Raw genomic sequence first — 25,327 nt, forward strand, 5'->3', positions numbered from 1 at the left:
CGCCCCGTTTTCTCCCCCGGTTTTGTCTATTGGTTTTTTCCCCCAACCCAACCAAACCCTTTTTTTTTCCCCCCCCCCCCCCCCCCCCGGGGGGGGGGGGGGGGGGGGGGGGGGGGGGCGAACGCCAGTACGGACGCGCGGCCTTGCCGCGCTCCCCCTCCCCCAGCCCCTCCCCGCCGGGGAGGGGGGCAAGTGAGCATATCCGACACCCGCCTGGGCCACCTGACGCACCGCTTCGCCGAACTCGAAGCGCGGCTCGCCTCCGGCACGCTCGAGGGCGCGGACTTCATTGCTGCCAGCCGCGACTATGCGGAACTCGAACCCGTCGCGCGCATCGCGCAGGAGATTGCCGCGATGCGCGGCGAACTGGCCAGCCTTGCCGCGATGGATGACCCCGACATGCGTGAGATGGCGGATGAGGAACTCTCCCGCATCCGCGCCCAACTGCCCGAGGCCGAACACCGCCTCGCCATTGCCATGCTGCCGCGCGATGCGGCAGACGTGCGCCCGGCCATGCTCGAAATCCGCGCGGGCACCGGGGGCGATGAGGCCGCGCTGTTCGCCGCCGACCTGTTCCGCATGTACGAGAAGTACGCGGCCGAGCAGGGCTGGCGGGTCGAAGTCGTCTCGGTCAACGCCAGCGACATCGGCGGCTACAAGGAAGTGGTCGCCAACGTCACCGGCAACGGCGTGTTCGCCAAGCTCAAGTTCGAAAGCGGCGTCCACCGTGTGCAGCGCGTGCCCGTCACCGAAAGCGGCGGGCGCATCCACACCTCGGCCGCGACCGTCGCGGTCCTGCCCGAACCCGATGAGGTCGATGTGCGGATCGAGGACAAGGATCTGAAGATCGACGTCTATCGCGCGAGCGGCGCGGGCGGACAGCATGTGAACACGACCGATTCGGCGGTTCGCATCACCCATTTGCCCACCGGCACGGTTGTCACCTGCCAGGACGGACGCAGCCAGCACAAGAACAAGGACAAGGCGATGCAGGTTCTGCGCGCCCGCCTGTTCGAGGCGCAGCGCGATGCCGCACAGGGCGAGGAGGCTGAGGCGCGCAAGGCGATGGTCGGAAGCGGCGATCGCTCCGAACGCATCCGCACCTACAACTTCCCTCAGGGCCGCGTGACCGATCACCGCATCAACCTGACGCTCCACCGGTTGCCCGAAGTGCTCGAAGGCACGGGCCTGGCCGAACTGATCGACGCGCTGATCGCCGAGGATCAGGCCAAACGGCTGGCTTCGATGGATGGGTGAGATCAGTCATCCCATGCCGCTCCCCCGCGCAGGCGGGGGCCTCGGGCACAACGCGATAGCTCTCGACAATTCGGCCCGAGGCCCCCGCCTGCGCGGGGGAGCGGTACTTTTTTGGTGACCGTCGCCCAAGCCCTGCGCGATGCGACCGCGCGTCTCGCCGCCACCAGTGATACCGCGCGGCTCGATGCCGAAGTCCTCATGGCCCACGCGCTGGGTTGCACACGCTCGGACCTGTTGCTGCGCCACATGACCGGCGAGGTGCCCCCCGGTTTTGCCGCGCTGGTCGAGCGCCGCTTGGGCCATGAACCCGTCGCCTACATTACCGGCTCGCAGGAGTTCTATGGCCTCGACCTTACCGTCAGCCCCGCCGTGCTGATCCCGCGCGGCGACAGCGAGACGCTGATCGACGCCGCCCGCGAGGCCTTTGCAGACGCAACGCCCCAACGTGTTCTCGACCTCGGCACCGGCTCGGGCGCTTTGCTGCTGGCGGCGGCAACGCTCTGGCCGCAAGCCGAAGCCATCGGGATCGAGCGCTCGCCCGATGCCCTGGCCGTGGCTACAGCCAATGGAAGACGCCACGCCCCGCATGCGCAATTCATCGCCGGCGACTGGACGCTCCCGAACTGGAGCGCCGCGCTTGGCAGGTTCGACCTCGTCCTCGCAAATCCACCCTATGTCGAGGACGCCGCAGACCTTGCCCCCTCGGTCCGCGCGCACGAGCCTGCACAGGCGCTGTTCGCAGGCCCCGATGGCCTCGACGATTACCGCGCGCTCATCCCGCAAATCCCTGGATTGCTGAGCGTCTGCGGCATCGCCATGATCGAGATCGGCTGGACGCAAACCGAGGCCGTCATCGCCCTCGCGCAAGCCGCTGGCCTCACTGCGAAGCTGCACCACGACCTCGGTGGACGCCCTCGCGCTATCGAAATGGCAGATCCTCGCAATAAAGCACTTGGCAAGGCGGATTTGCGCGACTAATTATGAATTCTGGCAGGGGACGGATGAAGGCTTCCCGTCCCGGCCAACTCCACCATGTGCAGGGATGAACGGCCACAGGGGCCGGGACGAGCGCAGATGCTGGGAACCCCGATTCGCCCATCGTTGAACGTAGGGCGAGCCGGTGGCGGAGGGCTTCGCGGCAGAAAGATTGCAGGTACGGCGGATTGCCCGCCAACATCGATACAAACCTGCAATTCATGAGGGCCGCCCCATTTAAGGAAGTGCCTGAGTTGAATAACAACAATCGTGGTAACAACCGCCGTCGCGGGCGCAGCAATAACGGTCGCCCGCAGAACGGTGGAGGACAGCAGCTCAACCGGATCGACAGTCGTGCGCGGGGCAATGCCCCCCAGATGCTGGAGAAGTACCGCAAGCTCGCGCAGGACGCCCATCTCAATGGCGACCGCGTGCAGGCCGAGTATTACCTGCAGTTCGCCGATCATTATTTCCGCGTGACCGCCGACAGCCGCGTCCGCCAGGAAGATCAGCGCACCCGCCCCCCCGGTCCCAACGGCGAACGCTGGCAGGAACAGGAAGGCGAGGACGACGCAGGCGATTTCAGCGTCGAGGGCGATTTCGCCGCATTCGACCGCGCCCCCTCGCGTCAGGAACGCGAAGCCCGTGACGAACGTCCCCGCGATGATCGTCAACGTGAGGACCGGCCCCGCGACGATCGCCCCCGGGACGATCGCCAGCGCAACGACCGTCCACGCAACGATCGCCCCCGTGAGGATCGCCCCCGTGAAGACCGTCCCCGTGAGGACCGTCCGCGCGTAGAACGTGTCAGTGACGAGCGGCCGCGTGAGGAACGTCCCCGCGACGATCAGCCTCGTGAAGATCGCCCACGGCGTATCAAGCGTGAGCGCGAAGCGGAGAACCCCGTCGTTGCTGAAGCACCAGTTCCCGGCGAAGGCGTCCCCGCCATCGAGGGTGAACCGATTGCCGACGCCAGCGACAACCCGTTCGTGCGCGAAAACCGTGGCACGCGCGGCCTGCGTCCACGCAACGAAAAGCGCCAGCGGCCCGCGCCGTCTACCGACGACGCACCTGCAACGTTCGATCCGTCGAGCTTGCCGCCGTCGATCAGCCTGCGCGCCGAACCTGAACCCAAGACCGCTCCTGCCCCTGCTCCCGCTGCCGCTCCTGTGGTGGCTCCAGCGCCGGTAGCCGAAGATGCGCCACCTGCGCCCAAGAAGCGCGGCCGTCCACGCAAGAACCCCTTGCCTGAACCAGCCGCGCCGGTTGAAGGCTAAGCTCATGGCACAGGGGCTGGCCGCTTGCGGTCGGCCCCTGCGCACCCCATAGCAGGCGCGCATGTCACGCTCCCGCCCGCTCCTCCGCCCCCATCTTCTGACCATCGTCGCCGGCGCGCTTGCCGCCTGCGGTTTCGAGCCGCTCCGGCTCTGGCCGCTGACGCTGGTTGCACTCGCGTTCCTGCTTCACCGCGTCTATGCGGCGAAAAGCTGGCGGCAGGCGCTGCTGACCGGCTGGCTGTTCGGGCTGGGCCTGTTCACCATCGGCAACAGCTGGATCGCCACCGCCTTCACCTATCAAGCCGAAATGCCCGCGTGGCTGGGCTGGATCGCGGTCGTCCTGCTCGCAGTCTATCTCGCGGCCTATCCGGCTCTGGCGACGCTGGGCGCGTGGTGGCTCGGCCGATCGCGCCGCGCGGCATTGCTTCCCGCACTGGCCGGATGCTGGATCATTGCCGAATGGCTGCGGTCATGGGTGTTCACCGGGTTTTCGTGGAACCCGCTGGCGATGGTCACGCTGGGCGGGTTCGAACGGCCCGGCCTCGCGCTGCTGTCGCAATGGACCGGCACTTACGCGCTCTCGGGCCTGGTCGTGCTGTTCGGCGGCTGGTGGCTCTTCGCGTGGCGCGCGTGGGCCAAGGGTCAGCGATGGGGCGCTGCGGCTTATGCGATCGGCCCTGCGCTGCTGATGGTCCTGCCCCTCCCGAACGCGATACTTGGCCATCAGCGCGTCGAGGGAACCTTGCCCTACACGCTGGTCCAGCCGGACATCCGCCAGGAGCTGCTCAACGATCCCGCCAACTTCGAAAACCAGTTCCGCAAGACCGCCGCCCTTTCGCTACACCGCGCGCCGGGTGCGCGGCGCATCCTGCTCTGGCCCGAAAGCGGCGTGCCCGATTTCCTGCGGCCGGGCTATCCCCGCTTCTGGTACGAGGAAACCACGTACGCCGCCGACCCGATTCTGGCGCGTGAGCGGATCGGCCGCGTGGCAGGCCCCGGCAGCCTGCTGCTGACCGGCACGACCGACCTCGCCATGCGGGGGCAGAACGTGGCTGGCGCGTACAATGTCGTTACCGCGCTCGACAGCACCGGCGCGATCCTCGGCAGCTACGCCAAGGCACACCTCGTGCCTTATGGCGAATACCTGCCGATGCGCGAGATCCTCGAACCGCTGGGCCTGTCGCGATTGGTCGCGGGTAGCATCGATTTCCTCAGCGGTCCCGGCGCGCGCACGATCGACTATGGCCCGTACGGCAAAGCCGGCGTCCAGATCTGCTACGAGATCATCTTCTCAGGGCAAGTCGTCGACCGCGCCCATCGCCCCGACTACATCTTCAATCCCTCGAACGACGGCTGGTTCGGCACCGCGGGGCCACCGCAGCACCTCGCGCAGGCCCGCATGCGCGCAATAGAGGAAGGCCTTCCGGTCCTGCGCTCGACAACCACCGGGATCAGCGCGGTGATCGATGCCGACGGCGTAGTGCGAGCTTTCCTGCCGCAACAGCGCGCCGGGCGTCTCGACGGCATGGTCCCCCCGGCGCACCCGCCCACGCTGTTCGCGCGGACGGGCAATGCGCTGGCGCTTGTCTGGGCGACAGTTCTTCTTGTCATCGCACTGGTTGCCACAACCGCTCGGAGACGCTAAGCGAAGGGCCACATAAAGGTTTCTTTATATCGGCCCGGCCCTGTAGACGGCCCGTTCCCTAAGAAGGATCGCCAATGCGCAGCGACTACCTGTTTACCTCCGAATCCGTTTCCGAAGGCCATCCTGACAAAGTCTCCGACCAGATCAGTGACGCTATCGTCGATCTGTTCCTGTCGAAGGACCCCGAGGCGCGCATCGCGTGCGAAACCCTGACCACGACCCAGCTCGTCGTGCTGGCCGGAGAAATTCGCTGCAAGGGCGTCTACGAAGACGGCGCATGGGCACCGGGTGCGCAGGATGAAATCGAGAAGGCCGTGCGCGATACGGTCAAGCGTATCGGGTACGAACAGGACGGATTCCACTGGGAAAAGCTTGAATTCATCAACCGCCTCCACGGCCAGTCGGCGCACATCGCGCAGGGCGTCGATGCGGCTGACAACAAGGATGAAGGCGCCGGCGATCAGGGCATCATGTTCGGTTATGCGACCGACGAGACCCCCGACCTGATGCCTGCGACGCTCTATTACAGCCACAAGATCCTCGAGCGCATGGCCGCCGACCGTCACTCGGGCGCAGCGCCGTTCCTTGAGCCTGACGCCAAGAGCCAGGTCACGCTGCGCTACGAAGGTTCGCTGCCGGTGGCCGCAACCGCCGTGGTCGTCTCGACCCAGCACGCGCCCGGCTATGACGAGGGCGACAAGGAAGCCGAACTGCACGCTTATGTGAAGCGTGTGATTGCCGACGTGATCCCGCCAGTGCTGCTGCGCGAGACGACCTACTACATCAACCCGACCGGCTCGTTCGAGATCGGTGGCCCCGATGGCGACGCAGGCCTGACCGGGCGCAAGATCATCGTCGACACCTACGGCGGCGCTTCGCCCCACGGCGGCGGCGCGTTCTCGGGCAAGGACCCGACCAAGGTTGATCGCTCGGCGGCCTACATCACCCGCTATCTGGCCAAGAACGTGGTTGCCGCAGGCCTTGCCACGCGCTGCACGATCCAGATCGCCTATGCCATCGGCGTGTCACAGCCGCTGTCGCTCTATGTCGATACGCACGACACCGGCACCATCGGTGACGACAAGATCGAAGCTGCGATCAAGGGAATCACCAAGCTGGGCGGCCTGACGCCACGCGCGATCCGCACCCACCTCGGTCTCAACAAGCCGATCTACCAGCCGACCGCTGCTTATGGCCACTTCGGACGCAAGCCCACGGGCGACTTCTTCCCGTGGGAACGCACCGATCTGGTCGAGGACCTGAAGGCGGCCCTCGCCTGATCCGGTAGCACGATTGCTGCAAGTTTTGGCGGCCCGCTTCCATGGGGAGGCGGGCCGTTTGCTTGTTGGGTTACATCTCGTCTTTCCTACAGTTCCGTATCTGCGCCAGCACCATGGCTTTTGGCGGAGTGTGGCGGATGCGCGAAATTACCCCCCGGATTGCCCTCGAACTGATCGCCCACGAAGGTATCGTCACCGAGGCTTACAAGGACAGCGTCGGCGTATGGACGTGGAGCGTCGGCGTGACCGACGCCTCGGGCCACAAGGTTTTCCCGCGCTACAAGGATAAGCCGCAGCCGCTTGAACACTGCATCGGTGTATACTTGTGGCTGCTGCGCGAGAAATACCTGCCGACCGTGCTCGCCGCATTCGGCCCGCACGATCCGACCGAGGCCGAACTGGGCGCCGCACTGTCGTTTCACTGGAATACCGGCGCGATTGCCCGCGCAAGCTGGATCGGGCGATTTGTCGCAGGCGATATGGCAGGCGCACGCAAGGCCATGCTCGACTGGGCGCGCCCTGCCTCATTGCTCGCGCGGCGCAAGAAGGAGCAGGCGCTGTTCTTCGATGGCAAGTGGTGTCAGGACGGCAATGCGGTCGTCTACAGGGTTGCCAAGCCTTCCTACCAGCCGTCAGGCGGCAAACGCGTGGATGTCCGCGCATTGGTCGAGGGGCTGTTCACCACCGCAGCACCCGGGCCTGCACTAACTCTGACACCTGCGCCAGAAAGAGCGCGCACATGGTTCGACCGTCTGTTCGACTGACCTCACGCCCCCCAGATAGCCGAACAGGAGCCCGCCCACCTCGCGCACCTGCCTCTCCTCCACACCCGAGAGTTCGCGCCTGCCTGGGGCGAACTGGCCCTGACCGATCGATTGAAGTCCAGCGCCAACCCCTGCCGCGCCGCGTTCGATTATTAAAAAGTGAGTTCCCGCCTTATCGCCAGCCCGCGCGGCAGACGCGGCAAGTCGTTGAAAATCGCACTTTCCGCGCAAATCGTGATGCGGTACCTTATGTTAAAGGCGCATAAACCAGGTTCAGGGTAAGGCATTTGGCATGAAGTTCCGCACCGCAAGGATCATCGCTGCGCTCCTGACCGCGGCCCCGGCGCTGGTTGCCACCGTTCCTGCGGTCCAGAGCCGCGCGCCGACAACCCTGCAAAGCCAGCGCGACCTCATCGTTCAAAGCCAGGTTGCCGCGATCGCCGCCGAAGGGCGCGGTCGAATCGGCGTTGCCGCTATGGATCTGGACGGCGGCGGGCAGATCTTCGTCAATGGCGACATGCCCTTCCCGATGGCCAGCACCGCCAAGATCGCGGTAGCCGCCACCTTCCTCGAACAGGTCGAGAAGGGCACTTACCGTCTCGACCAGCAGTTCCCGATGATGATCCGGGTGCGTGAAACCGGCGGAGTGAACCCCGAAGCACCGCTGCGCGCTGGCACGATCATGACCGCGCAAAGCCTGATGGAACTGATGATCACCCGCAGCAACAACGAGGCGACGGACGGGCTGATCACGGCGGTCGGCGGCTTCCACAACGTCAACAACTGGCTGACTCGCAACGGGATCATGGGCCAGCGTCTCGATCACACGATGGCAACGCTGGTCCGCGACGATGGTAAGGTCGATCCTGCCCGCGTGATCGACACCCGCACTTCGAGCACGCCGCGCGCAATGCTGGCGCTGCTGGCCGCGATCGATCGCGGCGGAGTGCTAAGCCCTGAAAGTCGCGCAGTCCTGCTCGATACGATGACCCGCACCAGCACCGGCAAGACCCGCATCCGTTCGGGCGTTCCCGCAGGTACGCTGGTTGCGCACAAAACCGGCACGCTCTGGGGCGTTACCGACGACGTCGGCATCATCCGCCTGCCCGATGGCCGCCATCTGGCGGTCGCGTTCTTCGTCACCGGGCCTGAAGGCCATGCTGCGCATGCCCAGCTGATCGGCCGGATGACCCGCGCGATCTACGACGGCTACAGCGCCCCGATGGCCGCAAACACGCAGGACCTCGTCCGCCGCCGCTGATCCTTGGCGTAGCCGCCCGGCGGCCGCCAATCACCGACCGCAATTGCTCTGCTCCCCCGCGAAGGCGGGGGCCTCAGGCCGAACGCGAACCCCTCGGCGCATGCGATTCCCGCACGTCGTTCGAACAGAAGTCGTTCGCACAGAAAAAGGGGCGTGGCCCGTAAGGACCACACCCCTTTAATTCCTGATATAACCTGCTCTTGCGAGCGGAGATTACATCGAAGCAGCGGTGCTCGCTTCAGCAGCAGCTTCCGAAGCGGCGCCCGAAGCGTCCATGGCGGCGCCCGAGGCGTCCATAGCAGCGTCGGTGGCTTCCATAGCGGCTTCGGTGGCTTCTTCAGCCGGCTTTTCCGAGCAGCCAGCGAGAGCAAAGGCAGTGCCGGCGACGGCGGCGAGGATGAGCTTGCGCATGCGTTACAATCCCTGGATTGAAGTGAACCGCGCCGGGCAAGCAGCCCGCCGCAAAGCCTACTCAGCCGGTAGACTTCTCAGCCCAATTAATCGCCAATTCATCAGCATGCAAGCATAAGACGACAGCAACTTGTCGCAACCTGCCTATCGCGCGGGGGCTACAGGCTTTTTTTCGCGGTTTCCCGTGCGTTCAAGCGTCTTTAGCATGCGCCGAAACGATGCAGAATGTCACACTGCAATCCCCATGACGCCGCGCTATCGCCCTGCTAACATCGTCTGATGGACGAAAAACAGCATCTCTATCTGGTCGACGGATCGGCCTATATTTTCCGCGCCTATCATCGCCTGCCGCCGCTCACCAACCTCCACGGCGTGCCCGTCGGCGCGGTCTACGGCTATACCACGATGCTGTGGAAGCTTGCCGAGGACCTGCACAAGGCCGACGGCCCCACGCACCTTGCAGTGATCCTCGACAAGGCGGGCACTTCGTTCCGCAATGACCTGTACGATCAGTACAAGGCGAACCGCCCGCCGCCGCCCGAAGACCTGGTTCCGCAGTTCCCGCTGATTCGCGATGCCACGCGCGCATTCAGCCTCGCCTGCATCGAGGAAGACGCGCTCGAAGCCGACGACATCATCGCCTCCTACGCGCGCGCCGCCACGCTGCGCGGCTGGGACGTGACCATCGTCTCGTCCGACAAGGACCTGATGCAACTGGTCGGCAAGTGTTCGGAAGGTGGCGGCTGCATCGACATGCTCGACACCATGAAGAACCTGCGCATCGACGTGCCCGAGGTGGTCGAGAAGTTCGGCGTCATGCCCGAGCTTGTCGGCGACGTGCTCGCGCTGATGGGTGATTCGGTCGACAACGTCCCCGGCATTCGCGGCATTGGCCCCAAGACCGCGACCAAGCTGATCCAGGAACATGGCAACCTCGAGTCGGTGCTCGCCGCCGCCCCGACGATGAAACCGGGCAAGCTGCGCGACAGCCTGATCGAACAGGCCGAGATGGCGCGCCTGTCGCGCGTGCTGGTGCAATTGAAGGAAGACTGCACGCTGCCGATACCGATCGAGGACTTCAAACTCGACACGATCCCGCGCGAGCCGCTGGCCGCATTCCTGACCGAGCACGGCTTCACCAGCCTGCTCAAGCGTCTGGACGGCGGTCAGGGCAGCCCGGGACCCAAGACCCAGCTCAACCCCGCCAAGCCCGACCATGCCGCCACCACGGCCGCCCCAGCCGGTGTCGCCCGCAAGCTGCCCGATTGGCCCGCGCCCGACCTGTCCTCCTACGCCTGCGTCCAGTCGGCATCGGAGCTCAGCGAATGGATCGCCCGCGCCTTTGCCGCGCGCGTCGTCGCGGTCGATACCGAAACCAGCGCATTGGATGCGATGCGCGCCGATCTGGTGGGGGTCAGCCTCGCGCTAGGCCCCAATCAGGCGTGCTACATCCCGCTGGGCCACGGCGGGACCGACATGTTCGCCGAACGCCCGGTGCAGATTGACCGGGCCACCGCGCTCAGCCTGCTCAAACCGCTGCTTGAAAGCGATGCGGTGCTGAAAGTCGGCCAGAACATCAAATACGACATCAACATCCTTGCCCGCCACGGCATCGCCGTCGCGCCGATCGACGACACCATGGTGATGAGCTTCTGTCTTGATGCCGGACGCGGCGAGGTCGGCATTGCCGGGCATGGCATGGACGAACTGTCCGACCGCCACCTCGGCCACACCACGATGACCTTCAAGGAGCTGTGCGGCAGCGGCAGGAAGGCGATCTCGTTTGCCGAAGTGCCCTTGGCGGACGCCACGCGTTACGCGGCAGAGGACGCCGACATCACCTGGCGGCTCCACCGCCTGTTCGCCCCGCGCCTCCCCGAAGAAGGCGGCACCCGCGTGTACCAGCGCGTCGATCGCCCGCTGGTGCCCGTGGTCGCGATGATGGAGCGCAACGGCATCAAGGTCGATCGTGAGCGGCTGGCCGGCCTATCCACTGAATTCGCCGTCCAGATCGCGCGCCTCGAAGGCGTGATCCACGAGAAGTGCGGCCAGAGCTTCACCATCGGCAGCCCCAAGCAGCTGGGCGAGATCCTGTTCGACAAGCTCGGTTACAAGGGCGGCAAGAAAGGCAAGACCGGGCAGTATTCCACCGACCAGTCTGTGCTCGAAGGGCTCGCCGGACAGGGCGCCGAAGTTGCCACGCTGGTGCTTGAATGGCGCCAGCTGTCCAAGCTCAAGTCCACCTATACCGACGCGCTGCAGGCCGCGATCAACCCGGATACGGGCCGGGTCCACACCAGCTACAGCCTTGTCGGCGCGCAGACCGGGCGGCTGTCGTCGAACGATCCCAACCTGCAGAACATCCCGATCCGCACCGAGATCGGTCGCCAGATCCGCGATGCTTTCGTCGCCGAACCCGGCAACGTCCTGCTCGCCGCCGACTACAGCCAGATCGAACTGCGTCTGGCTGCGCACATGGCCGATGTCCCCGCGCTCAAGGAAGCGTTTGCCGCCGGAGAGGACATCCATTCGCGCACGGCGATGGAGATGTTCGGCAGCGTCGATCGCGACACCCGCGGTCGCGCCAAGACGATCAACTTCGCCATCCTCTACGGCATCAGCCGCTGGGGCCTTGGCGGACGACTGGGCGTGAGCGCGGACGAGGCGCAAGCGATGATCGACCGCTATTTCGAACGCTTCCCCGGCATCCAGCGCTACATCCACGAGACGCTGGAGAGCGTGCGCGAGTGCGGCTATTCGCAAACGCTGTTCGGCCGCAAGACGTGGTTTCCGCGCATCGGCTCGAAGAATCAGGCCGAACGCCAGGGCAGCGAGCGCGCCGCGATCAACGCCCCGATCCAGGGCACCAGCGCCGACATCATCAAGCGCGCGATGGCCCGCATGATGCCCGCCTTGGACGACGCCGGGCTCGGCCACGTGAAGATGCTGCTGCAGGTCCACGACGAACTCGTGTTCGAGCTGCCCGAGGGTGATGTGGAAGCGGCGAGGCCAGTTATCGAGCGCGTGATGGCGACGGCGGCTGAGCCTTCGGTCAAGCTAACCGTGCCGCTGGGTGTTGAGATCGGCACCGGGCTTTCGTGGGGTGCGGCGCACTGATCTGAGAGTGGAGGCCCACCCCCGGCCCCTCCCGCCTGCGGGAGGGGGGAACGACGGTCAGCACTTTCTTCTCGGGGGGTGGGCTTCAATCAATCCAGCGCAGCAAACCGCGCCAGATCCGCCTTGCCCAGCATCAGGACATCCCGGTTGGGCACCGAATTGGTCAGCGCATAGAACGCCGCAGCCTGGTCATCGGCCAGCCCCATGTCGCGGTAATAGCCCAGATAGGCTTTGTTGACCGAGGCGTCGGCGGCAAAGTCATCCGGCTCGCGTCCATCCTCGTCGATCCACGAATGGACCACGAACGCGGCATCGGCCGCAGCGCTGCGGCTGGCACCGGCCAGAAACAGCTCGACCGCGCCCGAGCGTACCGATCCGTGATCGGGCACATGCGTCGCGATGCCCTTGGCGCGGATCATCCGCCCCAGCCGCAAGTTGGCGAAGTCATCGACCGTACCCGGGCAATCGGCCATCTCGAGCACGCGAATACCCGGATGCGCGCGCAGCATCGCGGCAAAGTCTGCGGGCGAATAGCTGTCGGTTTCGGCGACCAGCGCGGCGCGCGTACCATCGAGTACGTCGAACGGGCCATAGCTGGCGATACCGGTCCGCGGCGCGTCGTGCAGCGCGACCAGCCGCTCGGACCCCGGCTCCTCGACTTCGACCACGGTCGTCTCGGTCCAGGTCACGCCGTCTTCGACCCAGGTGCGGGTAGACACCTCACGCGCGGCAAGCGACTGGCAGGCAAGCAGCGCGGCAAAGACGGGCAGGATCAGGCGGCGGATCATCCCTCCTCATCCGCGCGAGCGCCTTGCCGAAGTGCCAAGAAAGCCGGTTAAATCCCGTTCACCAACAATATGCCACTCGCCGCAGATGCCTCCGTAATGGCGCGATCGCGGCATCGCCGCTTCCCTCTGCCCCTTCGCTACGCAATGACCCTGAGCGACAGGAGCATGCATGGTCGCGCTGGTATCGACGGTCGCCTATCTCGGACTGGAAGCGCGCAGCGTCGAAGTGCAGTGTCAGGTCGCGCCGGGACTGCCAGCGTTCAAGCTGGTCGGCCTGCCCGACAAAGCCGTTGGCGAAAGCCGCGAACGCGTGTCCTCGGCGCTCTCCGCCTTGGGCCTCGCGCTCCCACCCAAGCGGATCACGGTCAACCTCTCGCCCGCGGACCTGCCCAAGGAGGGATCGCACTACGACCTGCCCATCGCCATCGCGCTGCTCGCGGCGATGGGCGTTGTCGATCTCGAACAGATCGCCGATTACGTCGCGGTCGGCGAACTTGCGCTTGATGGGCGCGTGCTGCCCTCGCCCGGGGTGCTCCTCGCGGCGCTTCATGCCAGCGGTCTCGACAAGGGCCTGATCTGTCCTGCGGCGCAAGGACCAGAGGCGCGCTGGGCGAGCGGGATCGACGTGATCGCCGCGCCCGATCTGATCGGTCTCCTCAACCATCTCAAGGGCACCCACCGCCTTCCCCCTCCTTCCCCCGGCATTGCCGAAACGCCGCGCCGCAGAGCCGATTTACGCCAAGTGAAGGGCCAGGAAACCGCCAAGCGCGCGCTCGAAATCGCAGCAGCCGGCGCACACAATCTGCTGATGAGCGGGCCGCCCGGCGCGGGGAAATCGCTGATGGCCTCGTGCCTTCCGGGCATCCTCCCCGAATTGACTGCTGCCGAGGCGCTGGAAGTGTCGATGGTCGCATCGGTCGCGGGCACGCTCGAAGACGGCCGCATCAGCCGCGCCCGCCCATTCCGCGCACCCCACCACTCCGCCTCGATGGCCGCGCTGACCGGCGGCGGGCTGAAGGTCCGTCCGGGCGAAGTCAGCCTTGCGCATCTCGGCGTGCTGTTCCTCGACGAGCTGCCCGAATTCCAGCGCGCCGTCCTCGATTCGTTGCGCCAGCCGCTGGAGACGGGTGAAGTGACCGTCGCGCGCGCCAACGCCCACGTCACATTTCCCGCGAGGGTCCAGTTGATAGCGGCGATGAACCCCTGCCGCTGCGGGCACCTCGGCGATCCTGCGCTGGGCTGCAGCCGCGCCCCCCGCTGCGCCGCCGATTATCAGTCGAAGGTCTCAGGCCCGCTGCTCGACCGCATCGACCTTCATGTCGACGTTGATCCGGTCTCCGCCGCCGACCTGACGCTGCCCCCGCCCGCCGAGGGTTCGGACCAGGTCGCCGCACGCGTCGCAAGGGCGCGCGACATTCAGACCAAACGGCTGGAAGGCACCGGACGGCGGACCAATGCAGAGCTCGACGCAGACTTGCTCGACCAATACGCCACGCCCGACGAGCCGGGTCGCAAGCTGCTCGCCCAAGCCGCCGAAGCGATGCGGCTGTCCGCGCGCGGCTACACCCGCATGCTGCGCGTCGCACGTACGATCGCCGATCTGGCGGGCGCGGACACGATCGGGCGCGTCCACATCGCCGAAGCCCTCAGCTACCGCCGGGTCGCGCCGAGGGCCTGACAACCAAGCCCGTTTACAGGAAATGGCGCCCGATGAAGATCAGCACCATCGCGCCGATCACGGAGGCCAGGCAGCCAGCGCGATTCACGCCATCACCGAATGTGCTGCTGGTACGCCAGCTTGCGAACAGACCCGCCAGCAACGCACCGCCCACGCCGAGCAGGATCGTGCGGAGCAGGCCGATGTCCACGTCACCGGGATAGAAGAACCGCGCAAGGACGCCGACCACCAGCCCGGTGAACACGATCGAGATAAGATTCAGCATGGGGTCTGCTCCATTCCTGTGGACACCCTATATGGGGATGGTTGACCCCGGCTTGTCCACAATTTGTCATCGACGGCTGAAAAATATTTGGCATCGCCGGATTGCCCCTTGCAGTGCCGCTTGGTCCACGCGTCGCTGCACTGCAGCACGACCCTTCGAGCGCCAGAACGAATCGCATATGCGACGAATCGAGTCGCGCGCAGGGGCTTTACCCTCTTGTGTCTCCAACAGGTTGAGGCACTATAGGTAGTGGTTGGGCTTCGGGGGAACCTCTAGACCTTGTTTGGAGTAGTTTTTCGCGGATTGGCAACGCGTTGCTGCTGCGAACTGTCGACCGACGACGATTTGATATTGCGACGGCGTGGTGCTGCAGGAAGCATGTTCCTGTTACGTTCCATATCCGTTAGTGTCGGGCATGGCCCCGATTCGACAGGACGATGTGCCCGCAGCTTTGCGCGGGCATTCATACAGGGGTGACGACGTGGATTTCAGAACTGGAGACGGCTCGGTGGCTGCGCAGGACGAACTGGCCCTTAGTGAATCCGATGGAGGCGCTGCTGCGTCTGCCGGGAAGGCGAAAGCCCCAAACAAGGCAATGGATATGAGCAAGCAGGACACTGGCAGCGACGCACTGGTCGCGGGCATGGCGGCCTCGGTCGCAGCCGCGATGGCAGCGCCGCCGGTCAGCGATTCCAAGAAGGTCAACGACCGCCGCTTCACGATCGTTACCGATCACGCGCGCGATGCGCTGCTGACCGATTTCGGCAAGGATACGCTCGACGACCGCTATCTGCTGCCCGGTGAAAAGTATCAGGATCTGTTCGCGCGTGTGGCCGATGCCTATGCCGACGATCAGGACCACGCCCAGCGCCTGTACGATTACATCTCGAAGCTGTGGTTCATGCCGGCAACGCCGGTTCTGTCGAACGGCGGCACTGGGCGTGGGCTACCGATCTCGTGCTACCTGAACTCGGTGGATGACAGCCTCGAAGGCATCGTCGCCACCTGGAACGAGAACGTCTGGCTCGCCTCGCGTGGCGGCGGCATCGGCACCTACTGGGGCAAAGTGCGCGGCATCGGCGAGAGCGTCGGCCTCAACGGCAAGACCAGCGGCATCATTCCGTTCGTGCGCGTGATGGACTCACTGACCCTTGCGATCAGCCAAGGCTCGCTGCGTCGTGGCTCGGCGGCCTGCTATCTCGACGTCAGCCACCCGGAAATCGAGGAGTTCCTCGAAATCCGCAAGCCATCGGGCGATTTCAACCGCAAGGCACTGAACCTGCACCATGGCGTACTGCTGACCGACGAATTCATGGAAGCGGTGCGCAACGGCGACGAGCATCACCTGCGCAGCCCCAAGGACGGTTCGATCCGCGCCACCGTCGATGCGCGCTCGCTGTTCCAGAAGCTGGTTGAAACGCGCCTCGCCACGGGTGAGCCGTATATCGTGTTCTCCGACACCGTGAACCGCATGATGCCCAAGCATCACCGCGATCTGGGGCTGAAGGTCTCGACTTCGAACCTGTGTTCGGAAATCACCCTGCCGACCGGGCGCGACCATCTTGGCAACGATCGCACCGCCGTGTGCTGCCTGTCGTCGTTGAATCTTGAAACCTGGGAAGAATGGAACGGCGACAAGCTGTTCATCGAGGACGTGCTGCGCTTCCTCGACAACGTGCTGCAGGACTACATCGACCGCGCGCCCGCCGAAATGGACCGCGCCAAGTATTCCGCGATGCGCGAACGCTCGGTCGGCATGGGCGTGATGGGCTTCCATTCGTTCCTGCAGATGAAGGGCATTGCGTTCGAAAGCGCGATGGCCAAGGCGTGGAACCTCAAGATGTTCCGCCACGTCGCCGCCAAGGCCGATGAGGCATCGCTGATGCTGGCGCAGGAACGCGGGCCTTGCCCGGATGCTGCCGACATGGGCGTGATGCAGCGCTTTTCGTGCAAGATGGCGATCGCGCCCACCGCGTCGATCTCGATCATCTGCGGCGGGACGTCGGCCTGTATCGAGCCGATCCCGGCAAACATCTACACGCACAAGACGCTGTCGGGCTCGTTCGTGGTCAAGAACCCGTACCTGCAGAAGCTGCTCGCCGATAAGTCCAAGGATTCCACCAACGTGTGGAACACGATCCTCGAAAACGGCGGCTCGATCCAGCACCTCGACTTCCTGTCCCCTGAGGAAAAGGCGGTCTACAAGACCAGCTTCGAGATCGACCAGCGCTGGCTGCTCGAATTCGCGGCCGACCGCACGCCCTACATCGATCAGGCGCAGTCGCTGAACCTGTACATCCCGGCGGACGTCGACAAGTGGGACCTGATGATGCTCCACTTCCAGGCTTGGGAACGCGGCATCAAGAGCCTCTATTACCTCCGCTCGAAGTCGGTCCAGCGCGCGGGCTTTGCCGGTGGCGTCGAAGCCGACAACACCGCCGCCGCCCCGGTCATGGAACTGGCCGGACCGACCGATTACGAAGAATGCCTCGCCTGTCAGTGAGGGCATAGACACGAAGCGGGAATACGGAGCGAGTGATGGACCAGAAGACCGGCTGTAGCCTGATTGCTATCGTTGCAGCCGCAGTACTTCTGGCCATCGCAATGATTGGTTACCCGCAGTATCGCGTCTATTCGCAGCGTCTTGCAGGCGAAGCAGCACTGGCCGAGGCGCAATCCTCACGCCAAGTCGCAATCCTCGAAGCCCGCGCCAAGAAAGAAAGCGCGATCTCGCTGGCTGAGGCAGAAGTAATCCGCGCTGAAGGTGCCGCCAAGGCGAATCGGATCCTGCAGGATTCGCTGGGCGGGCCGGAGGGTTATCTGCGCTATCTGCAGATTCAGGCGTTGGAGGAGACCAAGGCCTCGCTGATCTACGTCCCTACCGAGGCTGGTTTGCCGGTGACGGAAGCGCGGCGCTTGGGCCAATAATGGCCTCACCCCCGCTACATTCAGCGACACTTCGCGGCTTGCGCGAGACAGCAACACTGCGCAACAAAACACCTGCTTGCACGATCCCAAGCAAGTCCGCTAAGGCGGCCTCGTCTAATTTTGCGATCAATTCGCATTATCAAAAGGATTCGTATCATGCGCAAGTGGCACCGCTGGATCACGGTGTTCTTCGGGGTGTTCATGCTGTGGATGTCGCTGACCGGCATCGGCAGCCACGTCACCGCGCTTTGGCCCGCTGGCCCCAAGGCCGAGGCGCCCGCCGCGCCTCCGGGCTTCGTCTGCCCCGAAACGATGATGTGCCGGCCCAAGGCCAAGCCCGGCGGCATGAAGTCGCTGGTCGGCTGGTTCCATCACCTGCATTCGGGCGAGGAATTCGGCCCCGTCGGCACCGCGATCTCGCTGATGACAGGATTTGCGCTGCTGTTCTTCAGCATATCGGGCCTGTGGATGTATTTCTCGATGTGGGCCAACCGCAAGTATCGCGATCTCAAGCCGCGCTGGTTCTGGAAGTAGGGCAGCATTTGTCGGGTGCGCCCCTGACATCCGTCAGGGGCCTGCCCGGATGCGCTTTCCTCCCAACAAAAACGAAAAGCGCCCCGCTTTTCAGCGAGGCGCTCTCCGGCCGCGATGTGCGACCTGGTCCCGAAGGGGGCGGGACGTTCGCGCAATCGGTACGCCGTAAACCGGACTTATTCTTCTTCGAGCATGCCCCAGGCAACGTCGCCGTTGGCCGACAGACGGACCTTGTCACCTTCGACTTCGGCGATCAGACCGACCGACAGGTAATGATGGTGGCCCGAATGGGTGCCGCCTTCGTGCCCGGCGTCGTTTTCACGCTTGGTCAGCTTGATGCGATGGCCATCGACGTGATCGACCGTGCCGACATGCGTGCCGTCCGCGCCGATCACTTCCATGTGCTCGCGGATCTGGCTCGACCAGTCGGACTGCCCGCCTTCAAGCTGCGACTGCTGGCCGGTGTCGGAGCTGAAGCCACCCTGCTGCTGGCCGCTTCCATCCTGCGACTGGCTCTGCTGCCCGTCGCCTGCCCAGCGCTGTTCGCCCTGGCGTTCGAAGCTGCCGCCGGCTTGCGGACGCCCACCGAGGTTGGCGTTGGCGCCGGTCACGTTGCGCGAGTCTTCAGGTTCATATTCACCCATGGCAAATCTCCTGCGGTATCAAGGGGTCATGGTCGCTTAGGAAAACCCTGCGGCCTTGCACTGAGAACCGTCTCGCCACCTGCCGGTTCCGCCCGAAACATCGCGCCGTCGCCAGTACGCGCCGGGTCAGCGCCAGTCCGCCCGAACCTGCACCAAAGGCGGTGCGCCGGGCCGGTGGAAAACCGCTCCGCAATCCCCCGCCAAGGCATCGCCTGCGCTTTCGCCGCGCCCCGCCAATCCCTACATTGACAGAATCAGCACAGGACTCACCCCATGCCCCTTCTTGAAGCCCGCAAGACCTACAAGCCCTTCGAATATCCCTGGGCCTACGAATTCTGGAAGCGCCAGCAGCAGATCCACTGGATGCCCGAAGAGGTGCCGCTGGGTGAGGACTGCCGCGACTGGGCGCAGAAGATTTCCGAGCATGAGCGCAACCTGCTGACGCAGATCTTCCGCTTCTTCACCCAGGCCGACGTGGAAGTGCAGAACTGCTACCACGAACAGTACGGCCGCGTGTTCAAGCCGACCGAGGTCAAGATGATGCTCGCCGCGTTCTCCAACATGGAGACGGTGCACATCGCCGCCTACAGCCACCTGCTCGACACCATCGGTATGCCCGAGAGCGAGTACGGCATGTTCCTCGAATACGAGGAACTGAAGGCCAAGCACGATTACCTGCAGACCTTCGGCGTCGACAACGACGAGGACATCGCGCGCACGCTCGCCATGTTCGGCGGCTTCACCGAGGGGCTGCAGCTCTTCGCCAGCTTCGCCATGCTGATGAACTTCCCGCGCTTCAACAAGATGAAGGGCATGGGCCAGATCGTCACCTGGTCGATCCGCGATGAATCGCTGCACTGCGAAGGCATCACCAAGCTGTTCCACGCCTTCGTCGCGGAGCGCGGCTGCCTGACCAAGGCGGTCAAGGAAGACATCATCGACTGCTGCCAGAAGACCGTGCGGCTGGAAGACGCGTTCATCGACCTCGCCTTCGAACAAGGCCCGGTTCCCGGCATGAGCGCCAAGGAAATCAAGCGCTACATCCGCTACATCGCCGACTGGCGCCTCAGCCAGCTTGGCCTGCCCGCGGTCTACATGATCGAAGACCACCCCCTGCCGTGGCTCGCACCGCTGCTCAACGGCGTCGAACACGCCAACTTCTTCGAAACCCGCGCGACGGAATATTCGAAGGCCGCCACGCGCGGCGACTGGAACACCGTGTGGAGCAGCTTCGACAGCCGCCGCAAAGCCAAGGGCGCGGCGAACGAGGAACTGGTCACGGGTGAGGTCGAGGTGGATATGTTTGGGGCTGCGGGGATTGCGGCGGAGTGAGGTGAAAGACTGAGCTGGACGTAACGTAAGGGATGGATGCGAGGGGATTCGCCCCTCGCGCTCCTCGGGGAAAGTAAATGGCGAAGCCGCGCGTATTTATAAGTTCGACATACTACGACCTAAAGCATGTGCGCGCTTCCCTCGAGGTCTTTGTCGAAACGCTCGGCTATGAGCCCATTCTATCGGAATATGGCTCGATAACATACGATCCGGCACAACCTTTAGACGAATCTTGTTATCGTGAAGCTCAATCTTCGGACATATTAGTGTTAATTATTGGTGGCCGATACGGCTCTGCTGCGAGTAATCAAACTCCCATCCAGAAAAAGAGGGATGAAGAGTTCGAAAGCGTGACGCGGCGTGAGTTCACTCGCGCGCACGATGCAGACATCCCAGTCTACGTGTTAATTGAAAGTGGGGTCTACTCCGAATACCAAACCTATCTGCGAAATAAAGATAACGAAAGCATTAAGTACGCACATGTCGACTCCTCCAAAGTCTTCAGCTTTATTGAGTTTATATTCGGAAAGCAACGGAACAATCCAGTGCAATCTTTTGAAAAAGGGGTAGACATAGAATCTTGGTTGAGAGATCAATGGGCAGGACTCTTCCAAGAACTCCTTCGGAAAAGACAGGACCAGTCAAAGTTTTCTGATTTGGCTTCTCAAATTCGGCACCTAGAAGCAATCAACACCACACTTAAATCTTATATGGAAACTGTTTTAGAAACAGTTTCTCCTGATAAATCATCTGATATTATTGAAAGAGAGAATAAATCTCTTTCAAAATCTCAGCTTGTCGAAGCTATCAGGAAGAATGATTGGTTTGATCACCTTGTTTCACTAGGCAGCATTTCACAAAATGACGCACTAGATGCGTCCTTAGACATAAACTCGACAAGCGATGTTATCCCAGCATATAGCTCAAGAATAAAAAATCTTCGTGATCTTGTGTACTGTTTGGAACCACTCGTGGAGTTTACAGAAGCAAGGCGTGCTTTTTATGCCCTGCGGGCGATGCTAGGGCAAGATAGAATTAGGTTTACTAAGAAATCTTTGCAGGAAATCAGTAGATTTCTGGAAGATAAACGGAAAGACAAGGCGTATAAGGAGAACATTGTTAGCTTAAGTTCTTCTGATGACATAACAGATGACTCGGAAGAATGATTAATTCATCTCGCGGATTGTTTGTCTAGAATATAGCTTTCATAAAGTTTTTATCATCGCAGATACTTGAATCCTATTGTCCCCCCTCACCACCACCCGGCTACGCTAGCTTTTCAACGCTCCGTAAGCCACGTGGAGGCTTGCGTATCGCCGTCGCGGATGGTTCCGCACAGGTTGCGGCCGCATTGTTGGTTTTATGCCTCGTAGGTTCGAGGCTTAGCGGGGCTTGTTTTTGATCAAGAGGGCGGAGGCCCACCCCTGGCCCCTCCCGCTTGCGGGAGGGGGATTTTGTTGTGTGTTGCTTGTGGGGTGTTCGCCCTTTCTTCCCCCTTCCCGCCTGCGGGAGGGGTTGGGGGTGGGCATTCGGCGGTGGCTGGGCCTCAGACTCTCCTCGCTGAAACCGCCAGTTGGATCGCGGTTGCTACGCCTTCGATGTTCTCGCGCACATCGGTGTTGGTGAAGCGCAGGACGCTGTAGCCGGCGTCGGTCATGAAGCGGTCGCGGGTGGCGTCGTGGTCGGGGCGGAGATCGTGGCTGTGGCCGTCGAGTTCGACCACGATCATCAGTTCACGGCACAGGAAATCGGCAAAGTAGGGGCCGATGGGCATCTGGTGGCTGAACTTTGCGCCGAGCGCACTGTTGGACAGGTAGCGCCACAGGGCGCGCTCCATCGGGGTGGCCTCGCGCCGGAGCGTGCGGGCGCGCTCGGTGTTGCGGGGTTTGAAGGGCATGGCGGTTTGTCGCGCGGGGTGGTGGGTTGCGCAATTGGGGTTGGTTCGGATTTGGTGCGAGTGTTGGGGGACGTGGACGGGCCCACCCCTAACCCCTCCCGCAGGCGGGAGGGGGACTGTGTTGTGCGCTCCCTCGCGTGTGCGCCCTTTCTTCCCCCCTCCCGCCTGCGGGAGGGGTCGGGGGTGGGCCTGCGCGACGACCATTGCGCGTGGCTCCCACCTCAACTACCCAACCACGCATGGAATTCGACGATCAGATGCGCCGGTACTTCGGGACCGAGGATATCGCTGCCGCCACGCCGGCCGCGCTTGATGCCGGGATCGAGCATATGCTGGTGGATTTCGGACTGGAGCGCGATCCTGCGCGCAAGTTCGGGATGTGGACGCTGCTCTACATGCTCGGCAGCGCGCCCGATCTGGACGTGGCGTTCAAGGATACGGAGACGCGCGATGCGGCCCGCAACTTCATGGATATGATGGATCGCGCCGGGGACGCCTGAGGCTGCGGCCAGCAAAAAACCGGCAACACGAAAAGGGCGGCTGCGCGCCTACCGCCGCGCCGCGAATCGTGCTATCTACACTGGTGTGAACAACTCCACGCCTCAGACGCTGCCCGCCCATCTCGTCCCGATCGCCATCCAGCCTTCGGACATCGACTTCATGGGGCACGTCAACAATGCGTCGTACCTGACCTGGGTGCAGGAAGCGGTGATCGATCACTGGCGTGCGCTGGCCCCGGCAGAGGCCGTCGCGGCGCACCTGTGGGTCGCGCTGAAGCACGAGATCACCTACCGCCGCCCAACGTTCCTTGACGACACGGTGATCGCGCACGTGATCCTGGAGAAGGTGCAAGGCGCGCGCGCATTCTACGAGACGATCATCAAGCGTGGTGAAGACGTGCTGGCCGAGGTCAAATCGAGCTGGTGCTGCCTCGATGCCGAAACGCTGCGCCCGGCGCGGCTGGCACGCGATCTGGTCGAGAAGTTCCTGCCCTCGGAAAAGACCGCCTAACGCAGCTTGGTAATGCCGAGGCTATCGGCCTTGGCGCGGGTCTTGACCGATTCCTCGCTGCGGGTCAGCGCCTTGGCGATGGCTTTCAGCGGCATGCCTTTCTTGGCCAGCGTGTGCAGCTTCTGGATTTCGTCGGGAGTCCACGCCTGCTTGTGACGCTCGAAACGTTCGGCGGCCATTGGTAATTCCTTTCAACCGTGCGTGACGGTGACGATGTAATTGAGCGCCGTGTTGTCGGACAGGTGCAGCCCGCGCGAGACGCTCCACGCGATGCCCATGGGGTTGCCCATTTTCAGGCCCGCCGCGCAGAGCAGATCGTGCAGCTCGACCGGCGTGATGAAATCATCCCAGTGATGCGTGCCGCGCGGGACCATGCCGATCCTCTCGGCTCCCTCGACCAGCAGCAGCCGCGATTGCGGGGTGCGGTTGGGGGTCGACAGGATCATCAGTCCGCCTTCTCTCAGCGCGGATTTGAGAGCGGCGATGAACGCGGGCTTGTCGGATACGTGCTCGATCACTTCCATTGAGGTGACGAGGTCGAAGCCGGTCAGGCCGAGTTCGCTCACGTCGCCGCAGCGATAATCGATGGCGAGGCCCGACCCTTCGGCATGAATCTGAGCAGCCGCGATGTTTTCCTGCGCGGCATCGACACCGGTGACGTTTGCGCCAAGGCGGGCCAGTGGCTCACACAGCAGGCCGGCCCCGCAGCCGACATCGAGCGCGCGGCGCCCGGCCAGCGGCTTGCGCCCATCGCTGGCGAAATGCGCATCGATGGCGCTGCGGATGAAGCCGAGCCTTACCGGGTTCAGCCGATGGAGCATCGCCGACGAGCCCTTGGGGTTCCACCAGTCTGCCGCCAGCTTGCCGAAATGCGCGGCCTCGTCAGGGCGGATGGTGGGCGCAGAGGTTGCATTGCTCATTTGACGTCCCTAAAGCGCGCGCGCCGCATGGTCCACCGGACTTGTGGGAAAGATTCTTTCACCTGTTGAAGTTGGGGAGCACGCCTTGGCCCGCATCGTGATGAAATTCGGTGGCACGTCGATGGCCGGGACCGAGCGCATCCGTCGTGTGGCGCGCATCGTGCAGCGCCAGCAAGCAGCGGGGCATGAGGTCGCGGTGGTCGTTTCGGCCATGGCGGGCGAGACCGACCGGCTGGTGAACTTCTGCCGCGAAGCCAATCCGCTTTACGATCCCGCCGAATACGATGTGGTCGTGGCCAGCGGCGAGCAAGTCACCTCGGGCCTGCTGGCGATGCACTTGCAGGCGCTGGGCTGCAGCGCGCGTTCGTGGCTCGGCTGGCAGGTGCCGATCAAGACCGACGACGCCCACGCCAAGGCGCGGATCGAGGACATCGACGCCGACGCGCTGATCGCCAGCATGGCGTCGGGCGAAATCGCTGTGATCCCGGGCTTTCAGGGCGTCAGTCCCGCTGGCCGCGTGACCACGCTCGGCCGGGGTGGCTCGGACACCTCGGCGGTAGCCGTGGCAGCGGCGGTCAATGCCGATCGCTGCGACATCTACACCGACGTCGACGGGGTCTACACCACCGACCCGCGCATCGTCGCCAAGGCGCGCAAGCTGAAGAACGTGACGTATGAGGAAATGCTCGAACTGGCTTCGGTCGGCTCGAAGGTCCTCCAGACACGTTCGGTCAGCCTGGCGATGAAGGAGGGCGTGCGCGTGCAGGTGCTGTCTTCGTTCATCGACGACGATGCGCCCGCCGCAGATACCATTCCCGGCACGATGATCGTCTCTGACGAGGAGCTTGAAGGACTCGATATGGAACGCCAGCTGATCACCGGCATCGCTGCCGACAAGAACGAAGCCAAGATCACCCTGACCCGCATCGCCGACCGTCCCGGCGCGGTTGCGGCGATCTTCGGGCCGCTGGCGGCTGCGAACATCAACGTCGACATGATCATCCAGAACATCGCCAAGGATCGTGGCGAGACCGACGTGACCTTCACCGTGCCGATTTCGGACCTCGCCCGCGCGCAGGCGTTGCTTGAGGAGCGCAAGGACACGATCGGCTATTACCGGATGCTGTCGAACGGCAAGGTCGCCAAGATCAGCGTCGTCGGCGTCGGCATGCGCAGTCATGCCGGCGTTGCCGCAACGATGTTCCGGGCCCTTGCCGATCGCGGGATCAACATCCAGGCGATCACTACCAGCGAGATCAAGGTCTCGGTGCTGATCGACGAGGACGAGACCGAACTGGCCGTACGCGTGCTGCACACCGCCTACGAGCTCGACGGCGAGTAAT

Annotated in this window: 24 protein-coding genes; 17 read left to right on the forward strand and 7 right to left on the reverse strand. The window is 63.7% G+C overall.

The features are described from left to right. The first annotated feature begins 192 nt into the window (after positions 1-192). The 7 genes from prfA to GGQ88_RS04715 all read left to right on the forward strand — a co-directional run bounded on the left by prfA (position 193) and on the right by GGQ88_RS04715 (position 8,459). Positions 193-1,257 carry a peptide chain release factor 1 gene (gene prfA, locus GGQ88_RS04685; protein WP_183611989.1) on the forward strand — a complete coding sequence of 355 codons (1,065 nt, stop codon included), beginning with the start codon at positions 193-195 and terminating at the stop codon, positions 1,255-1,257. A gap of 114 nt (positions 1,258-1,371) precedes the next feature. After that, positions 1,372-2,235 (forward strand): peptide chain release factor N(5)-glutamine methyltransferase, encoded by an 864-nt coding sequence (gene prmC, locus GGQ88_RS04690; RefSeq protein ID WP_183611990.1) that lies wholly within the window; start codon positions 1,372-1,374, stop codon positions 2,233-2,235. Positions 2,236-2,486: 251 nt separating this feature from the next. Continuing rightward, a complete protein-coding gene (locus tag GGQ88_RS04695) occupies positions 2,487-3,509 on the forward strand; it encodes a DUF4167 domain-containing protein (RefSeq protein ID WP_246385547.1) in 1,023 nt (340 codons plus the stop codon). A 61-nt stretch (positions 3,510-3,570) separates the two neighbouring features. Next, positions 3,571-5,154, forward strand: coding sequence for an apolipoprotein N-acyltransferase (gene lnt, locus GGQ88_RS04700; protein ID WP_183611992.1), 1,584 nt, complete (start codon positions 3,571-3,573; stop codon positions 5,152-5,154). A 74-nt stretch (positions 5,155-5,228) separates the two neighbouring features. Next, a complete protein-coding gene (metK, locus tag GGQ88_RS04705; protein WP_183611993.1) occupies positions 5,229-6,434 on the forward strand; it encodes a methionine adenosyltransferase in 1,206 nt (401 codons plus the stop codon). Positions 6,435-6,571: 137 nt separating this feature from the next. Further along, a complete protein-coding gene (locus GGQ88_RS04710) occupies positions 6,572-7,198 on the forward strand; it encodes a lysozyme (protein WP_183611994.1) in 627 nt (208 codons plus the stop codon). 292 nt (positions 7,199-7,490) lie between these two features. After that, positions 7,491-8,459 carry a serine hydrolase gene (locus tag GGQ88_RS04715; RefSeq protein WP_183611995.1) on the forward strand — a complete coding sequence of 323 codons (969 nt, stop codon included), beginning with the start codon at positions 7,491-7,493 and terminating at the stop codon, positions 8,457-8,459. A gap of 213 nt (positions 8,460-8,672) precedes the next feature. Here GGQ88_RS04715 and GGQ88_RS04720 read toward each other — a convergent pair whose 3' ends face one another. Then, positions 8,673-8,870 carry a hypothetical protein gene (locus GGQ88_RS04720; protein WP_183611996.1) on the reverse strand — a complete coding sequence of 66 codons (198 nt, stop codon included), beginning with the start codon at positions 8,868-8,870 and terminating at the stop codon, positions 8,673-8,675. Between the two features lie 279 nt (positions 8,871-9,149). Here GGQ88_RS04720 and polA point away from each other — a divergent pair, with 279 nt between their 5' ends. Continuing rightward, entirely contained in the window at positions 9,150-11,987 is a 2,838-nt protein-coding gene (gene polA / locus GGQ88_RS04725) for a DNA polymerase I (protein ID WP_183611997.1), read from the forward strand. Between the two features lie 89 nt (positions 11,988-12,076). Here polA and GGQ88_RS04730 read toward each other — a convergent pair whose 3' ends face one another. Further along, the gene (locus GGQ88_RS04730; protein ID WP_183611998.1) at positions 12,077-12,775 is read right to left on the reverse strand and encodes a hypothetical protein; all 699 of its coding nucleotides are present in this window, start codon (positions 12,773-12,775) and stop codon (positions 12,077-12,079) included. 169 nt (positions 12,776-12,944) lie between these two features. Between GGQ88_RS04730 and GGQ88_RS04735 the strand changes: the two genes are divergently transcribed. Further along, positions 12,945-14,453, forward strand: coding sequence for a YifB family Mg chelatase-like AAA ATPase (locus GGQ88_RS04735; RefSeq protein WP_183611999.1), 1,509 nt, complete (start codon positions 12,945-12,947; stop codon positions 14,451-14,453). A gap of 13 nt (positions 14,454-14,466) precedes the next feature. Here the strand turns inward: GGQ88_RS04735 and GGQ88_RS04740 are convergent, their stop codons facing one another. Continuing rightward, positions 14,467-14,718, reverse strand: a complete 252-nt coding sequence (locus GGQ88_RS04740; protein WP_183612000.1) for a GlsB/YeaQ/YmgE family stress response membrane protein — start codon at positions 14,716-14,718, stop codon at positions 14,467-14,469. A 481-nt stretch (positions 14,719-15,199) separates the two neighbouring features. Here GGQ88_RS04740 and GGQ88_RS04745 point away from each other — a divergent pair, with 481 nt between their 5' ends. The 3 genes from GGQ88_RS04745 (at position 15,200) to GGQ88_RS04755 (ending at position 18,180) form a co-directional block, all read left to right on the forward strand. Next, on the forward strand, positions 15,200-17,221 hold the full coding sequence (locus GGQ88_RS04745; RefSeq protein WP_183612001.1) for a ribonucleoside-diphosphate reductase subunit alpha: 2,022 nt from the start codon (positions 15,200-15,202) through the stop codon (positions 17,219-17,221). A 35-nt stretch (positions 17,222-17,256) separates the two neighbouring features. Beyond that, positions 17,257-17,646, forward strand: coding sequence for an SPFH domain-containing protein (locus tag GGQ88_RS04750; protein WP_183612002.1), 390 nt, complete (start codon positions 17,257-17,259; stop codon positions 17,644-17,646). A 156-nt stretch (positions 17,647-17,802) separates the two neighbouring features. Next, positions 17,803-18,180 carry a PepSY domain-containing protein gene (locus tag GGQ88_RS04755; protein WP_183612003.1) on the forward strand — a complete coding sequence of 126 codons (378 nt, stop codon included), beginning with the start codon at positions 17,803-17,805 and terminating at the stop codon, positions 18,178-18,180. 176 nt (positions 18,181-18,356) lie between these two features. Here the strand turns inward: GGQ88_RS04755 and GGQ88_RS04760 are convergent, their stop codons facing one another. Further along, positions 18,357-18,581, reverse strand: a complete 225-nt coding sequence (locus GGQ88_RS04760; protein WP_183612436.1) for a DUF2171 domain-containing protein — start codon at positions 18,579-18,581, stop codon at positions 18,357-18,359. 516 nt (positions 18,582-19,097) lie between these two features. Here GGQ88_RS04760 and GGQ88_RS04765 point away from each other — a divergent pair. Continuing rightward, entirely contained in the window at positions 19,098-20,156 is a 1,059-nt protein-coding gene (locus GGQ88_RS04765) for a ribonucleotide-diphosphate reductase subunit beta (RefSeq protein WP_183612004.1), read from the forward strand. A gap of 77 nt (positions 20,157-20,233) precedes the next feature. Next, entirely contained in the window at positions 20,234-21,322 is a 1,089-nt protein-coding gene (locus GGQ88_RS04770) for a DUF4062 domain-containing protein (RefSeq protein WP_183612005.1), read from the forward strand. 380 nt (positions 21,323-21,702) lie between these two features. Here the strand turns inward: GGQ88_RS04770 and GGQ88_RS04775 are convergent, their stop codons facing one another. Continuing rightward, a complete protein-coding gene (locus tag GGQ88_RS04775) occupies positions 21,703-22,053 on the reverse strand; it encodes an endonuclease domain-containing protein (protein ID WP_183612006.1) in 351 nt (116 codons plus the stop codon). Between the two features lie 239 nt (positions 22,054-22,292). Between GGQ88_RS04775 and GGQ88_RS04780 the strand changes: the two genes are divergently transcribed. Continuing rightward, entirely contained in the window at positions 22,293-22,553 is a 261-nt protein-coding gene (locus GGQ88_RS04780) for a hypothetical protein (RefSeq protein ID WP_183612007.1), read from the forward strand. An 85-nt stretch (positions 22,554-22,638) separates the two neighbouring features. Further along, the gene (locus tag GGQ88_RS04785) at positions 22,639-23,064 is read left to right on the forward strand and encodes an acyl-CoA thioesterase (RefSeq protein ID WP_343057093.1); all 426 of its coding nucleotides are present in this window, start codon (positions 22,639-22,641) and stop codon (positions 23,062-23,064) included. Here GGQ88_RS04785 and GGQ88_RS04790 read toward each other — a convergent pair. Together GGQ88_RS04790 and ubiG are read right to left on the reverse strand one after the other, a co-directional pair. Continuing rightward, entirely contained in the window at positions 23,061-23,243 is a 183-nt protein-coding gene (locus GGQ88_RS04790) for a hypothetical protein (protein WP_183612008.1), read from the reverse strand. The genes GGQ88_RS04785 and GGQ88_RS04790 overlap by 4 nt on opposite strands. Positions 23,244-23,255: 12 nt before the next feature. Next, on the reverse strand, positions 23,256-23,984 hold the full coding sequence (gene ubiG, locus GGQ88_RS04795; RefSeq protein ID WP_183612009.1) for a bifunctional 2-polyprenyl-6-hydroxyphenol methylase/3-demethylubiquinol 3-O-methyltransferase UbiG: 729 nt from the start codon (positions 23,982-23,984) through the stop codon (positions 23,256-23,258). An 85-nt stretch (positions 23,985-24,069) separates the two neighbouring features. Here ubiG and GGQ88_RS04800 point away from each other — a divergent pair, with 85 nt between their 5' ends. After that, positions 24,070-25,326 carry an aspartate kinase gene (locus GGQ88_RS04800; RefSeq protein ID WP_425490410.1) on the forward strand — a complete coding sequence of 419 codons (1,257 nt, stop codon included), beginning with the start codon at positions 24,070-24,072 and terminating at the stop codon, positions 25,324-25,326. The last annotated feature ends 1 nt before the right edge of the window (position 25,327 follow it).

Source organism: Novosphingobium hassiacum (assembly GCF_014196055.1).
In the GTDB taxonomy this organism is placed as follows: Bacteria; Pseudomonadota; Alphaproteobacteria; order Sphingomonadales; family Sphingomonadaceae; genus Novosphingobium; species Novosphingobium hassiacum.